The organism is Sphingobacterium hotanense (assembly GCF_008274825.1).
GTDB lineage: Bacteria > Bacteroidota > Bacteroidia > Sphingobacteriales > Sphingobacteriaceae > Sphingobacterium > Sphingobacterium hotanense.
The window spans coordinates 3,908,167-3,923,785 of sequence record NZ_CP030848.1; the positions used below are offsets into that span (position 1 = coordinate 3,908,167).

Below are 15,619 nucleotides of genomic sequence, written 5' to 3' on the forward strand. Positions count from 1 at the left end.
ACTAAACGTCTTCAAAATGAATAGAACGCTGCCCTTCCCATCACCCAACGCCATACACGATCCTGCCAACCCTTGCATCCTTCCTTTCCTGGTTCAAAACAAACGTCTAAATACTAAATACTTACTACTAACCACTACAAAAAAAAGCTGCCCTTTCGGACAGCTTCTTGGTTGGAGAATTAACCCCCGTAGTTTAATATATTACTATTGTTGTTTGTTTACAGTTAACACAGCTTTGTTGTTGCCTTGCGATAGGTCGACTTCCAATACATAGGTTGCTCCTGCTTCTAATTGCTTGCCATTGACAATACCTAAGTTTCCAGGATCGCGTCCATTGCTACCGTTTCCAACGAAGATAATATCGCTCGTCGTAGAAATATCCGCGTCTTTAAATTCTCCGCCCCATCCTTTTTGATGGAAGAATTTAAAGTTGATCGAGTTCGCTCTGATCGACGTTCCGGCAACCACTGTTACGCGATATTTCTTGCCGCCGATCGGTGCTAAGCAAAGTGCTTTATCGGTGTTCCAGCCCACTTCATTGCTCGCCACACTCGGTTTACCAATACCTTCACCAATAATCCAGATTGCTCCTGTACCATCAGCATTCAACGAAGCCAGATTACTTCCATTCATCGCTTCGACGATAAAGTACTTCTTCTTCAGATCTGCGGTGATGCGGTATCTTCCTTTGATGGCGTTGAATAAGAACTTATCACCGTCTTTACGTAAGAAATCGCTGTCAACCCACCAAGTGTCTAAGCCCTGAAGACCTTCGAAAACCAGCTCCTGATCTTTGTCCATATCCATATCGATGCTATAAACATCTTCTGCAACCATCGTCATATCCTCGCCGTTCAATTTGTAAGCAACAAATGGACTTGCTTGATAAGTCATGGTATTGAAGCTGATCGGGTATACGCCCTCAATGATATTCGAGAATGGAATATTAGCCGTCACTCCTTGGGTTATGGCTTCGCCATCCCAACCAAATTGTACGGTGTTGCCGTTCGCCCCAAAGGCAGGTGCTTCGATATATCCGTTCACTTTAGTAGCGAAATTATCAGATACCTCATACTGATTCGCTCTTTTACGCAACATTTTATAGGTTTTACCTTCAACAATTAAGTTCAAGAAAGGGAAATCCGGTCGGGTCAAAGGTAAATCAGCAAGCGCTTCTGTTTTTGTAAGCTCCACGTTCTGCACAGTAAAACGTAAGGTCGCTGTACCGTTTGCAACATTCTTTAAGAATGGAACAAATAGTTTCCCTTGGTATTCTCCGTATTCTTTGGTGCGGATTGTCTGGCTCGCGACAACATCCTCACTGTATAAAAGCTCGACTTTTAAGGTCGATAAATCGACCCCTTGATCCGCGACCTTCACTTTATAGCTAATGCTATCCGCAAAGAATGCAGCATTCGGTTTAGTAACAATCTCAATGGTTGGACTACCACCCCCAGTAGGCACAATGAACTCTTCTTTACATCCTACAAGGATCGAAAAGAGCATCAATAAATAGGAATAATTGATTAATTTTCTCATGGCTTCCAAGTATAAGATACAACAGAACTTGCAGGTGCTTCATAGCTGAAATGGTTCTTACCATCATTCAAGGTTACGCGACTTGCCTCGCCTGTGTCATTCAGCAATACAAAGGCATAACTGCCATCAGTGTTTTTGAACGCTGAGTATACTAGGCCATTAGCCGAATATCCCTCTGTTCCTATTCTAACCGCCCCCGGTTTAACAACTGATGACAGATGCCCTATGATATAGTAGTGTGAATTTTTGCGTATAGTTTTGTAGTCATGCTTGCTGATATCAACAGCGCCATAACAAGTCTGGCAACCGCCTTCGCGATTAGGCCCTTTATCGGTATCAAGCATCAAGTTCCAAACGATTACGCCTTTAGCCCAGTTATTCACTGTGCCTAAAGCAACCTCGCGCATATCCTCTGTCAGACGTTTCGCCAAGTTGTTGCCATCATTCCAAGTACCGATTGACGTTTCTGTAAAGATCAATTCCTTGTTTGGCGCTTTATCGTGGATATCCAATAGTTCTTTTTTATCGCCACCATAGTTGTGGTAAGCCGCTCCCGCAAAGAATGCTGCTGCTACCGCATCTTCATAGATCTTAACCGGATAATCCTGCTGATCGGCCATATCATCATAGTTGTAGTTATGGTCGAATGCATAGATTTTCGTTGTCAATCCTGCCGCCTTTAATTTCGGGCCCAGGGAAGTTTTTACAAAAGCAAGTTGCTCTGGCCAGAACATGACCATTGAAGCGGAGTTCTTATGATTCAAAGGCTCGTTCTGAGGCGTAATCGAATAAATTTTGATACCCTCTGCTGCCATCGCTTGAATCCATTTTACGAAGTATGTACCATAATCTTGATAATATTTCGGATTTAAGTGTCCGCCGGTCCATGATTCATAAGGCGCAAGGTCAGCCAGGTTATTCACCTTCATCCACAATGGAGCTGTCCATGGAGAACCCATGATCTTTAAGCTCGGGTTGATCGCTAAAATTTCTTTTAATACCGGGATTACATATTTTAACTCCTCCTCCTGCAATGCGAAATTCGCGATGCCTGGTTTATCATTCAAGGTGTACTCGCTCAAGGAGAAATCCGAACAACCAATTGCTATACGAATATAACTTTGTCCCATGCCCTCTGTTGGAGAGAAGGTCTCTGTTAAGAACTTCGTACGATCTGCCGCCGTCATTTTCAGGAGGTTGTACGCTGTTGAACCCGTAATCGCCGAGCCAAATCCATCCATCGTTTGGAACTTCGTTCCCTCGACTAATTTGATTGTCTTCGGCGACATATTCGATGTTTTGCTGAAGTCCACAAATGTTTTTTGGAAATCATGGCTTAGCGATGCCGTTGTTGTATAAATTTTTACATCCCCCGATTGTGGGCCTGTTGGCGGCTCCGGCGTAACATTGATGGCATCATTGCCACAAGCGGTCAACACTGAGCTATATATAGTTCCGAATAATAATAGTTTCTTGATATTAAGCATAATTCACAATTTTAATAACCTGGGTTTTGATTGATTTTAGGGTTCTGATCGATAATCGCCTGTGGAATAGGCATCTTATACGAGTTTTCATTGAAAGGGTAGATCTGTGGTTTACGTCCTGAATCTTTCGCAAAAACACTGTTCATCACAGATTCTACTTTGTCTAAGCGTACCAAATCATACCAGCGCTGCCCCTCAAATGCCAATTCTAAACGTCTTTCTTTCAATAGCGCTTCTAACATCGCGTCTTTGCTTCCACGGACGCTGCTGGTCAACTTAGGAAGCTTAACACGAGCTCTTACCTTATCGATAATTTCCGCTGCCGCTGCTAGGTTAGCCGTATTTCCCATAATTAGGGCCTCCGCTTTTAGCAAGAGAATATCCGCATAACGGTATTTAATGATATTGCTAAATGCAGAACGCGTTTTGTACATAAATGGATAATTGCTCGATGGGTAGTAGTTGCTCCAGCTGGTCTGATAATAGACGATTGACTCGCTATAGCGGATCTGATCGTTCTCAGTTTGGAAAGCTTTGATCAAGTCGCGGGATGGAGTTACCCATTTTGCCCAGGTAAAATTACTATCCCAGTTTGATAAATCGCGTCCGAACATCCAGGTCACCCAGTTTCCATTACCCTGTGAGTAGTGCGCTTCTAAGATTGCCTCTCTTGTGTTTCGTTTCTTAGGATCTGCAGACCCTTCTACAACGCCAAATAAATCCGTGTAGTCGGCTTCCAAATCGAAACCATCAGCCGCAAGATCATCTGCATATTGAATTACTTTACTGTAATCACGTACAGGCTTCTCGGCATACACTTTCGCAAGGATCGCTTTCGCAACTGATTTCGAAAGTTTCGTTTTATCGCTGCTATTATTTGATGGCGCGTAAGGAATCGCTTCGGTCAAGTCTTTCACGATTTGCTCGTAGGCTTCTTTCTCTGTTTTTTGTTCCGGGAAGTAGTCATCATAAACCTCTTCCAATGTCTCCTCTGTAATATCGCCACCTACAGTTGTTGTTACTGGGATATTACCCCATAACCTCACCATATCGAACATGATCATCGCGCGGAATATCTTTGCCTCAGCCTTATATTGGTTGCGTAGCGTCGTTGTTAATGACTGATCGGTTACCGAGTCGATATTCACGATCAATACATTCGCCCGACCAATATCCTCCATAAATCTTCTCCAATCACGCTCGATTACGGAATTAGAACCCTCGATGCCATTATTCTCAAAGGGAACGACCTCTGCCCCTGTTGTACCTGCGTAAGCATTATCAGAGTGAGCTTCAGCAATCAGTAACTGATCCATATACCAGTGTTCTTGTCTATCCCGCAATTGGTTATAGATAGTGGTCATCTGGTTATCCACCGCTGCCTTATCTTTGAATACGACTGTTTTTCCTTCCTCGTTGATGCCTTCGGTTACATCAGAGAAATCTCCCAAAGGATCTTTATCCAATGAACAGCTAGCCATGAAGCCTACTGCACCTAGCATTAACAATATATATTTGAAATTTCTTTTCATCATTAGCAAGTTTAAATCTTAAAACTCCATGCTTAATCCCACAACAAAAGATTTGCTCTGCGGATAAGTTCCCCAGTCAATACCTTGGATTGCTCCATTATTTCCCCATTGATTTACCTCAGGATCGAATCCTTTGTATTTCGTTAGGGTGAATAAATTGGTCGCCGATACGAAAGGCTGCAATTTGTTGATGCCTGCTCTATTCAATACCTCAGATTTGATATTGTAAGAAAGTGATACGTTTTTCAAACGTAGATAACTACCATCTTCCACGAAATAAGTAGAGTTTAACATATTGAAATTCGCTTTTGGCACTTCTGTAATCTGTCCAGGCACTCTCCAACGTTGTAAAACCGCTGTTGTTTGATTCTTGCCATCATACATACCTTCCGTTTCCATACGGGAGGCATTGAAGATATCATTGCCCTGAGAACCTTGGATAAATAAACTTAAGTTGAACCCTTTGTAAGATAAGTCGTTCGTTAAACCATAAGTAAATTTCGGATTAGGATCTCCGATGAAGGTACGATCGGATACCGAAAGTCGACCATCGTTGTTTAAATCACGATACTTGAGCTCGCCAGTTTCCGGATCAACGCCATCACTGATATATCCATAGAAATTACTCATGGAGCGTCCCGGTGTATTACGAACAACATTGGCATTGACAACATCTGATGTTCTTGCTGCATCATAAATCTGTTGGAAATCTAGATGCTCAAGTCTGTTTTTATTAAATGAGATGTTAAAGTTGGTATTCCATTTAAAATCGCCAACCAGATTCTTGCTATTCACATTGACCTCAAAACCACGGTTGCTCATCTCTGCTTCGTTACGACGGATCGTATTAGCAAAAGATTGACCTTCTGGAAGGCTGATATAAGTCAACATGTCAGTAGTGTACTTGTAATAGTAATCCATGTTCACTGTCAGACGTTGTTGGAAAGCTGTGAAATCTAAACCTATGTTGGTTTGTGTAGTGGTCTCCCAAGTTAAGTCGCGTGTTCTTAAGTTCGCCGGACTGATAGTCGCCAAAGCATTTTGTTGGTTCTCTAGCCACCATTCGATACGACGGATATTGTATTGCATCAAGTAGGAATAATCACCGATTCCAGACTGATTACCGGTTTTACCCCATCCTCCGCGGATCTTTAAGTCGTTGATCCAAGATACATCCTGCATAAACTCTTCAGATGACAAGCGCCATGCTGCCGAGAAAGAAGGGAAATATTTCCATCTATTTTCCGGGCTTAACTTTGAAGAGCCATCACCACGGAAGTTCGCTGTCACAAGGTATTTACCGTCGTAGTTGTAAGACAGGCGGCTAAAGTAAGACATGGTTGCCCAATCTGATGCGCCAGACCCTGTGTTGTCCCAGATAATCTTGTTAGCAGCGTTTAACGTTTGGATGATATCATCACGGAAGTGTGAGGCGTTGATATAGCTATTGGTATAGTCTGAACTTACCCAAGAGCTACCAACCATGGCTTCCAGGTTATGTAAGTTGAATGACTTGTTATACGTCAATACATTATCGAAAGTCAACACGGTATTCATATTGCGGCCGTCGAATGCTAAACCACGGTTCTCTCTACCCCATGCCGTAGAATATGGATCTAAGAACTGCGTATTCAAGCCATTTCTTCTATCTAGGGCGAAAGATGTTCTGAACTGCAATTCCGGCATAAACTTCACCACAGCACTACCAGCAGCTAATAAACGGTTCTCGCGGTCGCGGTTATTCTTGCTTCTAGCCATATTTTCTAATGGGCTCGTGATATTATTGATACCGTAGAATTCGTTGAAATAGCGATTAGGTTCATAAGGATCCCAAATCGGCGCGTAAGTTGGAGTGTTGATTACTGACAATACCGTACCGCCACGGTTAGAACCTAAACCTTCTGACACACCATTGCGGTTATTATCGGTATAAGAGAAGTTTGCATTGACCGTTAACCATTTACGGATATCGTTTTCAATGTTCGCGCGGAAACTATAGCGTCTGAAGAAAGCGGTATTCAAGATCCCTTTCTCATTCAGATAACCTCCTGATAGGAAATATTGCAGCTTTTCAGTACCATCAGAAACGGAAACTTGATAGTTCTGGGTTACGCCTTTGCGGAAGGCTTCATTAAACCAGTCTGTTTGGTCTGTAAGGTTTACAGGAAGATCAACTAAACCGATCTCGTCCATCAACTCTTTATATTGTGCCGTATTCAACGGATCGATCTTACTGGTGATTCTATTTTGGGTCGTTTGCAGATTCAGACCAATTTTCGCGTCTCCAACGCGACCCTTTTTTGTAGTGATTAGTACCACGCCGTTCGCTCCCATCGAACCGTAAATAGCCGCAGAGGATGCGTCTTTAAGGATCTGCATATCTGCAATGTCGGTTGGAGCTAAGAAATCGATATTATCGACAGGCACTCCGTCAACGACATAGGTAGGGTTGTTACTACCGTTAAAAGAAGTTGTACCGCGAATACGGATTGCTGTCCCGCCTCCGGGAGCACCACTCGGTTGAGTGACTGTAACCCCTGCGGCACGACCTTGGATAGCTTGTGCAGCATTGACAATCGGGCGCTCGTTGATATCTTCTAAGGATACCGAGGCAATTGCGGTCGTGACATCCTTACGTTTTACTGAGCCATAACCAATAACGACTACATCTTCCAGCGCATTCGTTGAGGCTGTCATACTAATTGTCATGTCTTCAGATTGTGCGATGACTTCCTTATTGTCATACCCTAAATAGGATACGCGAAGTCTTGCGTTGTTCGGTACGCCTGTCAATGTGAATCGTCCTTCACCATCTGATGAAGATCTGATATCCCCTCCAATGACAGCAACCGTTGCCCCAGCGATAGGCTCCTGGGTTGTTGCATCTATTACTCGACCTTGAATCGTATTGCTAGCCTGACCGAAAGCCAAGGAACCTAGCACAGTAAACAAGAACAGGAATAGACCAAATGTTACTTTTGTAAAAAGCCTCATAGGATTTATAATTGTTTGTTGATTTAAAATAACTTAGGTAGAGTCTCCTCTTAGACAAAAGTAGAGAGCAACTATGCAACTTCAATCGATTTCAAGGAGGCTAAACTAAAAAAGTAACCCATTTCAATATTAACCTATTAAAAAACAGATTGTTAACGATGAATTACAATGGATAAAAGTAACCCTATTTTAGTGCTAAAGGTTAAGATTTCCTATGCTTTTGATACTTTCTTCGAAGTCTTCTTTCGATCCTTCGACTTTATTTCGAACCTTTACGCGGTAGTTATAAACCGTTCGCAAGGAGTATCGAAGGAAGCGAGCAATCTTGGTAGAGTCTGAAATTCCGAGTCGGATTAATGCAAAAATTCGAAGTTCAGAGTTCAACAATTCGTCTTGCTTCAGCACTATCCGCTCGTCTTCTTTCAGCAACTTATTGAAATCTTGAATAAAGGTTGGGTATAGGTTTAGGAAAATAATATCAAAGTTATGGTAAAGGTCTTCCAGCTCGCCTTTAATAAAGTTTGGCGACTTCAGTTCTTTGCTGATTTCTTCATACTGTTTATTCGACAATTTCTTCAGCATACCTTTTCGACTGGAGTCGAGTTTATCAATGTAGGACGAACATATTTCGAAAAACTGCGCCATATATTCCTCTTTGAGGTGATTTGCTTCCTGCAGATCTCTATTGGTTCCCAGTAATTGCTCGTTTAAGCTAAACAGCTCCTCATTAACCTTTTTAAGATCTTTACGGACAACCTTCAGGCGTTTCATTTGTAAGTAGACAATCACAAACACGACGAAGAGCAAAATAGAGAGCACGGAGATGATATAGAGAAGTGTCTTCAATTCATTCTTGCGTTGAGCCTCTTTCTCTTGGAACGCGGAATTGATAATCGGATAGAAGGAGGAATTTTCAACGGTACGAAAGCGGACATTACAGAAAATCGCATCTTCCATGGCCTTTTGGATAAAAATATAGGCCATATCTATATTATCCTTTTCGAAATAAGCCAACGCTAGGCTTTGTAATGACGCATTATCACGAATACTATTCTTAATATCGGTGAGTGCAGACAACCCAAAGTAATAGATTTGGCCATCCAGGTCGTTCCGCTGTTTATAAATTAATCCAATCAGATAGGCAACGACCGCTCTCTCTCTATTCGTTTCATCCAATTCGGTCAGAAGTTCCTTCAATTGTTTTTCAGCGGTTTCCTCATCATTTCCAAAAAGGTTCTTGGTTGCAGCAGATAGCCTGTACTCGTAAGAATCTTGGTGCAACGTGGTTACTAAGGAATCTCTATACCGACCACTATGGTAAAAGTATTCATGGAAGTTCGTGCTCTGACCGTAATGTGAATAAAAATCAGAATATGTTCTAAAATAATTGCTCAACTGGTCCGCAGACAGGGTTGCACGGGGAATGGCTTTAAGAATATCATTTGCCTCAATGAAACGACCTGCATAGGAATACAGTCCTGCTAATTGTATAGACGATTCATATTGTAACTTCGGATTCTTCAAGCTATTTGCAAGCTGCTCGTTTGCAGAAACATAGCGAATAGCCGAATCGATTTGATAGGATTGGTAAGCATGGAACAAAGCCTTTTGAAGTTCATAGCGCTCGCTATCAGTCTTCGCCTGTTTTAATCGTAATTTAAGTTGATTCAGCTTTCCGACCTTTTCGCTATCGTAAGCGGTCTTCCGGCTTAAGGTTTTGTTGAGTTCTCGCTCGATAGAGTCCAGCGGAAACTTTTGATTATTACCTTGAGAAAAGGCATGGGAGTAGCACATAACTATCAAAAGACAGCTATATAAATAGAATGAGTATGATTTCTTACGTTTAATCCTCATTTTCATTATCCCACCAATCGCTCTTCAGATCATCGATTTCACGACGATCTTTCTTCGTTGGCCTTCCTGTTCCTCGATCACGCTTCAATACTGGGGCATGGAAAGTTGATTTGAATGCATAGGTTTCTTCTATCGGTGTATGGTCTTCGTAGAATTGCACAGCAGTCTTTGCGTCTACACGACGTTCCAACAAGCCTGTCACTAAGATGACCTTGCGCTCAATCCCCTTCTGTATTTGGTAGGTCTCGCCGACTTTAACCACATAAGAAGGCTTCACATTTTGTCCATTCAATTTCACACGACCAGCTTTGCAAGCCTCAGTAGCTAAACTACGTGTCTTAAAAATACGAATCGCCCACAAATACTTATCGATCCTTAATTTTTCTGCTTCTGCCATTTAACAAAAATATACATATCTTCTTAATTTTAGCCTGTTTTTGACCGACATATCAGTAAAAATCTCCATATTTGTGATTAACAAAATTTAGTTTACAATAGTTATGATCGACTGCACAATCCTTAAGAAACTAGTTGAAGAAGCTTGGGAAAATAGACAATTATTAGAATATAAAGAATATTATGAAGCTGTTGAATTTGTGATTCAACACTTAGATAAAGGTGAACTTCGCGTTGCTGAGCCCATGGGCGAAACATGGTTCGTTAATGATTGGATCAAGAAAGCTGTGATTTTATACTTCCCTATCCGCAATATGGAAGTAATCAAGAATGAGCCTTTTGTTTACCACGATAAAATGAAGTTGAAGACTAATTACAAGGAACTAGGTGTTCGTGTAGTTCCTGGTGCTTCTGCTCGTTATGGTGCTTACCTGTCTAAAGGCGTGATTATGATGCCTTCCTATGTTAACATCGGTGCCTATGTAGGCGAAGGAACTATGGTTGATACGTGGGCTACGGTTGGTTCTTGTGCGCAGATCGGTAAAAATGTACACCTAAGTGGTGGTGTTGGTATTGGTGGAGTTTTAGAACCTGTACAGGCGGCACCAGTTATTATTGAAGACAACGTATTTGTAGGTTCGAGAGCAATCGTTGTAGAAGGCGTTCGTGTAGAGGAAGAAGCCGTATTAGGCGCAAACGTAGTTTTGACCGCTTCAACAAAAATTATCGATGTTTCTGGACCGGAGCCTAAGGAGTACAAAGGTTATGTTCCTGCGCGCTCGGTTGTAATTCCAGGTTCTTATACGAAGAAATTCCCTGCAGGTGAATACCAAGTTCCTTGTGCATTAATTATCGGACAGCGTAAAGAATCAACAGATAAGAAAACATCATTGAACGACGCTCTACGTGATCATAACGTAGCGGTTTAATTGATTTGGGGTCATAAGAAATGAGAATTCCGTACGACAAAGATGATATGAAGCAAGCCTTGGACACCTTGAAGGCTGGTGGAATCATCTTATATCCGACTGATACGATCTGGGGTATAGGTTGCGATGCGACGAATCCAGAAGCCGTCGAGAAGATCTTTGCATTGAAAGGTCGCGATAAGGGGAAGAGCATGATTGTTCTTTTAGGGAATGATTATCAGCTCGAGGGCTATGTACAGGAGGTACCCGAAGTCGCTTATCAATTGATTGAAGTTGCGGACAAACCATTGACCATTATTTATAACAAGGCGAAGAACTTAGCGCCAAATGTTGTTGCTGAAGATGGTAGTATTGGAATTCGCGTGGTTCAACATCCATTTTGCGAGGAGTTGATTCAACGTTTCAGAAAGCCAATAGTTTCTACCTCAGCCAATATCTCGGGCGATGCAACCGCGCAGAACTTTGCGGAGATCGCTGATGAGATCAAAGAAGGCGTGGATTACGTTGTGCAATATGGTCAAACGGATATGAGCAAACATCAGGCTTCTACAATTATGAAGATCGATGCGAGCGGCAAGTTTGAATTTATTCGAAAATAGATATGAAAAAGTTAATTACATTGCTAGTTTGTGTATTTGCGTTTATCGGCATGAGCCATGCGCAAAGCAAAATCCAACCGGCTAAAGTTGGAGTAAACTATGGTAAGAAAATCGACAAAAACGGCGCAGTTTCTGTTAAGAAGCTAGAGTCAAACTTAGCGAAAAGCAAGACATTCGACGGTAAAATCGAGGGTCAGGTTGTTCAGGTATGTAAGAAAAAAGGATGTTTCCTAACGCTGAAAAGAGAAGGGGACCAAGAGCCTATCATGGTACGTTTTACTGATTATGCATACTTTGTTCCTGAAGATTTAATCGGAAAAACTGTCGTTGTTGCTGGTAAGGCGAAAGTTAAAGAAACAACTGTTGAATGGCAAAAACACTATGCTGAAGACATGGGAAAAAGCAAAGAAGAGATTGCCAAGATCAATAAACCAAAACAAGATATCTCTGTGGTAGCAGACGGTGTACTTGTCGTAAAATAAGCAGCTCGAATTACTGAGTCTAGTTTTATGAAATGCTTAAGAGCAATTCATAAATTGTTCTAAATACATATTGAGAGCCCTTTTGTTAAAGGGCTCTATACAATTACAGCAAGAAAAGCGCGATTTATTGAATTAACTAATTTCATTATCTCCCCTATCTCCATGCCTATCTTCCAAACATCTCCCGCCCAAAGCATCAATCTCAAGGGTCGTTTAATGACCTTCGATCGTCCGAAAATTATGGGAATATTGAATCTTACTCCCGATAGTTTTTACGATGGTGGAAAATACATTCAAGTCGAGGCTGCATTGATTCGGGCACAACAGATATTGGAGGAAGGTGCTGATATTATCGATATTGGAGCCTATTCTACCCGCCCTGGTGCAAAAACCATTGACGCAGCAGAAGAAATAGATCGTGCGGTGCCTATCATCGAGGCCATTGCTGTAAAGTATCCTGAAGCCATACTTTCCATTGATACTTTTCGTGCTGATGTAGCCGACGCCTGTATTCAGGCTGGTGCACACATCATCAATGATGTGTCGGGAGGCACATTAGATGAGCAAATGTTTGAAACCGTAGCGAGGTTACAGGTGCCCTACATCCTGATGCATATGCGCGGGACACCACAGACAATGCAGAGCCTAACAGAATATGAAGACGTTGTGAATGAGGTAGCCTATTTCCTTGGCGAGCGAGTTGCGACACTCCGTGCTTTAGGCCTTAAAGACATTATTCTAGATCCCGGATATGGATTTGCGAAGACTATCCCTCAGAATTATGAACTATTATTACGTGTTGATGAGCTTCATTACTTTGGATTGCCTATCTTAGGCGGAGTTTCGCGAAAGTCTATGATCTACAAAAAACTAGATACGACAGCAGACCAAGTATTAACGGGTACAACCGCCCTGAACACCTTATTGCTCGAACGTGGCGTCCAGCTACTTCGAGTGCATGACGTGAAGGAAGCAAAACAATTAGTTGATTTATTTTTTACTTAAACCCCTATTTTGAAAAAGACCGGAGATATCATTACCATCGGATTTGCTCTATTTGCCATGTTTTTTGGAGCTGGCAATCTTTTATTACCACCATTTATCGGCTTACAAGTTGGAAACCACGTTTGGATAACCATACTCGCCTTCGGATTAACCGGCATTTTACTACCCTTCTTTGGAATTTTATCTATCGTCAATTCGGGCGATACGTTCAATGATTTAGGAAATAGAATCAATAATGGCATAGCACCAATCTTAGGAAGTGTGATTATGCTTTGTATTGGTCCAATGATCGCCATTCCACGAACGGCCGCGACGACCTATGAAGTCGGCGTCCTGCCATCGTTTCCCAATAGTAGCCCTATATGGACATCTATCATCTTTTTTGCAGTGACTTGGGTATTAACGATCAAACCGTCAAAGGTGGTTGATATTATCGGTAATATTCTTACACCCGTATTGCTCGTGCTCTTGCTCGGCCTTATCTCTATTGGTGTATTTTCGCCGATAGCAGATTATAATGCTCAATCTTTAAATACAGGCGAATCATTTACTTTGGGATTCACCGAGGGCTATCAAACATTAGACGTATTGGCTTCTGTTATTTTCGCAGGCATTATCATTGCGGCGGCTAGAACGAAGGGCTACAACAGTGTAAAATCTAAAAATCAAGTGGTAATTGCTGCCGGCTTATTGGCGGCGATTTGTCTTTTCCTGATTTATGGTGGACTGATACAGTTGGGCGCGACCTCCGGAATTACAGATCTAAACATGAAGCGTTCGGAGCTATTGATTCATATATCGAAGTCCGTTCTAGGCCATTATGGCATGATCGCGATCGCATTGAGCATCGCATTAGCTTGTCTAACGACAGCCATTGCTCTCACCTCTGCTGTCGGAACCTTCTTTTCCCAATTGACAAAAAACAAGCTTTCCTATAAACTGCTCGTGACGGTGTGTTGTATTTTATCATGCTTGTTGTCCATTACTGGGGTGGATAATATCATCTCTCTCGCGTATCCGATTTTGATTTTTGTTTATCCTATCGTCATTACCTTAGTTCTTTACACCGTAGTTTTTGGACCCTTCATTACGCATAAACTGCCTTTTGTAGGCGCTTTGCTAGCTTCGACAATTATCGCAGCATTCAATCTTTTGAAATACTTAGGCATGCTGAATGACTCAACATTAGCTATTTTGGATAAGATTCCGTTTTTTGCCTACGAATTGGGTTGGGTAGTGCCTTCGGCGATCTTCTTCCTGATATTCCTAGTGATCGATAAAAGCCTATCGAAAGAAGGTTAATCATATAAAAAAATCCTGAGGCGGGGAACCTCAGGATTTTTACCAAACCAATTATTAACCTAAATTATGAAATTTTTACTCTTTTACTTTTGCTTTAATACATAAACGCAATTGCTATGCCTTTCGTGTCTGTAGTAGCTTGAATTAACAAAATTTAACGGTTGTATTTAGATATGAGACATTAGATATGAGATATAAGAGTATGGTTTCGTCTGAAGTATCCGTTTAAATATGGTCTTGAACCAGGAAAACTCTAATGTCTAACATCTAATATCTCACATCTATATCCGCCATAGGTCTAAATACTAAACTGATATATGAATTTGTAGAATTATAACTGCGTGGAATAAAAATCAAGAAGACCACAACTTTGTTTCCATTATAGTATTAATTATAGAACATAATTATGGAAAAATTTTGTGGTCTTGATGTACATAAAGATAGTGTTTTTATGTGCATTCTAAGTGAAAACAACGAAAAGTATGAAGAGGTTTTTAAGACTTTAACCCCTGACCTTGAACGGCTTCGTGACACGCTTGTTGATCATGGTGTCGGACTTGTTGCCATGGAGAGCACCAGTATCTATTGGTACCCGTTATGGAATATTCTAGAATCGGATTTTGATGTTAAATTGGTCAATCCACTGTTCATCAAGCAGGTTCCTGGAAGGAAGTCCGATGTCAAGGATGCCGAGTGGATCGCTACGGTTTTGATGAAGGATCTGATTAAAGGGAGCTTTGTTCCTCCTAGCATCATCCAACAATTGCGTCGCAGTGAACAGGAAATGGATGAGATGCTTCAAAGATGCAACATCCGTTTGAGTAATTACGTCTCTGATATCGGCTGCAAGTCCATGAAGAAAGTTGTTCAGGCTATCGCTAAGAATCATTTGAACCCGGATTATTTATTGAGCTTGGTCCATGCTCGGATTGTTAGGAAAAGCGGCGCGGAAACGATCCGAGCTTCGCTTACAGGAACATTCACTTCAGTAGACATCGAGATATTGAGGATGATCGTGGAGGATATCAATTTCCACCATGATCAGCTCGAATTCTGCAAGAAAGAGTTACTGAAGCTATGCTATCAGCATTTCAATCTTCAAATGGAACTATTGGTGACCATACCTGGAGTGAAAGAGCACGCAGCTGCCTGTATCATTTCTGAAATAGGGACGGACATGAAATTCTTTACATCGGCAACAGCCTTAGTAGGCTGGACCGGTCTTAGACCGCGGAACGACCAAAGTGCGGGTAAGATTAAAGGAAGAAAGACCCTACACGGAAATAAATATCTTCGCTTGATGCTCGTACAATGTGCTTGGGGAGCATCCAGAACAAAGGGAAGCGCTTTTATGGCGCGATATCAACGATTCAGAAAAAGAATGCACCACAACAAAGCGCTTATAGCAAATGCTAGAAAGCTGTTGGTGATAATTTGGAACATATTAGCCAAAAAGGAACCCTATTTTGCCCAAGCAATCTAGCAGGCCTTTTAAAGGAA

12 protein-coding genes are annotated in these 15,619 nt (G+C 41.7%); 6 read left to right on the forward strand and 6 right to left on the reverse strand.

What is annotated here, in order from left to right; all coding sequences use genetic code 11:
- Positions 1-204 precede the first annotated feature (204 nt).
- The 6 genes from DSM08_RS16505 to DSM08_RS16530 form a co-directional block, all read right to left on the reverse strand.
- Complete coding sequence (locus DSM08_RS16505) at positions 205-1,539, reverse strand: DUF5125 domain-containing protein (protein WP_149527175.1); 1,335 nt, start codon at positions 1,537-1,539, stop codon at positions 205-207.
- Complete coding sequence (locus DSM08_RS16510) at positions 1,536-3,026, reverse strand: glycoside hydrolase family 30 protein (protein ID WP_149527176.1); 1,491 nt, start codon at positions 3,024-3,026, stop codon at positions 1,536-1,538. The genes DSM08_RS16505 and DSM08_RS16510 overlap by 4 nt, the downstream gene beginning before the upstream one ends.
- An 11-nt stretch (positions 3,027-3,037) precedes the next feature.
- Positions 3,038-4,561, reverse strand: a complete 1,524-nt coding sequence (locus DSM08_RS16515; RefSeq protein WP_223110831.1) for a RagB/SusD family nutrient uptake outer membrane protein — start codon at positions 4,559-4,561, stop codon at positions 3,038-3,040.
- A gap of 15 nt (positions 4,562-4,576) precedes the next feature.
- Entirely contained in the window at positions 4,577-7,552 is a 2,976-nt protein-coding gene (locus tag DSM08_RS16520; protein ID WP_149527177.1) for a SusC/RagA family TonB-linked outer membrane protein, read from the reverse strand.
- Positions 7,553-7,747: 195 nt separating this feature from the next.
- Positions 7,748-9,346, reverse strand: coding sequence for a DUF6377 domain-containing protein (locus DSM08_RS16525; protein WP_149527178.1), 1,599 nt, complete (start codon positions 9,344-9,346; stop codon positions 7,748-7,750).
- A gap of 49 nt (positions 9,347-9,395) precedes the next feature.
- The gene (locus tag DSM08_RS16530; RefSeq protein WP_149527179.1) at positions 9,396-9,803 is read right to left on the reverse strand and encodes an RNA-binding S4 domain-containing protein; all 408 of its coding nucleotides are present in this window, start codon (positions 9,801-9,803) and stop codon (positions 9,396-9,398) included.
- A 103-nt stretch (positions 9,804-9,906) separates the two neighbouring features.
- Here DSM08_RS16530 and DSM08_RS16535 point away from each other — a divergent pair, with 103 nt between their 5' ends.
- The 6 genes from DSM08_RS16535 (at position 9,907) to DSM08_RS16560 (ending at position 15,602) form a co-directional block, all read left to right on the forward strand.
- Positions 9,907-10,731 (forward strand): 2,3,4,5-tetrahydropyridine-2,6-dicarboxylate N-succinyltransferase, encoded by an 825-nt coding sequence (locus DSM08_RS16535; protein WP_187773893.1) that lies wholly within the window; start codon positions 9,907-9,909, stop codon positions 10,729-10,731.
- 20 nt (positions 10,732-10,751) lie between these two features.
- Entirely contained in the window at positions 10,752-11,330 is a 579-nt protein-coding gene (locus DSM08_RS16540) for an L-threonylcarbamoyladenylate synthase (RefSeq protein ID WP_149527180.1), read from the forward strand.
- 2 nt (positions 11,331-11,332) lie between these two features.
- The gene (locus DSM08_RS16545; RefSeq protein WP_149527181.1) at positions 11,333-11,812 is read left to right on the forward strand and encodes a DUF4920 domain-containing protein; all 480 of its coding nucleotides are present in this window, start codon (positions 11,333-11,335) and stop codon (positions 11,810-11,812) included.
- A 240-nt stretch (positions 11,813-12,052) separates the two neighbouring features.
- Positions 12,053-12,817, forward strand: coding sequence for a dihydropteroate synthase (gene folP / locus DSM08_RS16550; RefSeq protein ID WP_394344159.1), 765 nt, complete (start codon positions 12,053-12,055; stop codon positions 12,815-12,817).
- 9 nt (positions 12,818-12,826) lie between these two features.
- Positions 12,827-14,119: a branched-chain amino acid transport system II carrier protein gene (gene brnQ, locus DSM08_RS16555; RefSeq protein WP_223110832.1), complete on the forward strand. Its 1,293-nt coding sequence runs from the start codon at positions 12,827-12,829 to the stop codon at positions 14,117-14,119.
- Between the two features lie 406 nt (positions 14,120-14,525).
- Complete coding sequence (locus DSM08_RS16560) at positions 14,526-15,602, forward strand: IS110 family RNA-guided transposase (protein WP_149527184.1); 1,077 nt, start codon at positions 14,526-14,528, stop codon at positions 15,600-15,602.
- Positions 15,603-15,619: the final 17 nt, after the last annotated feature.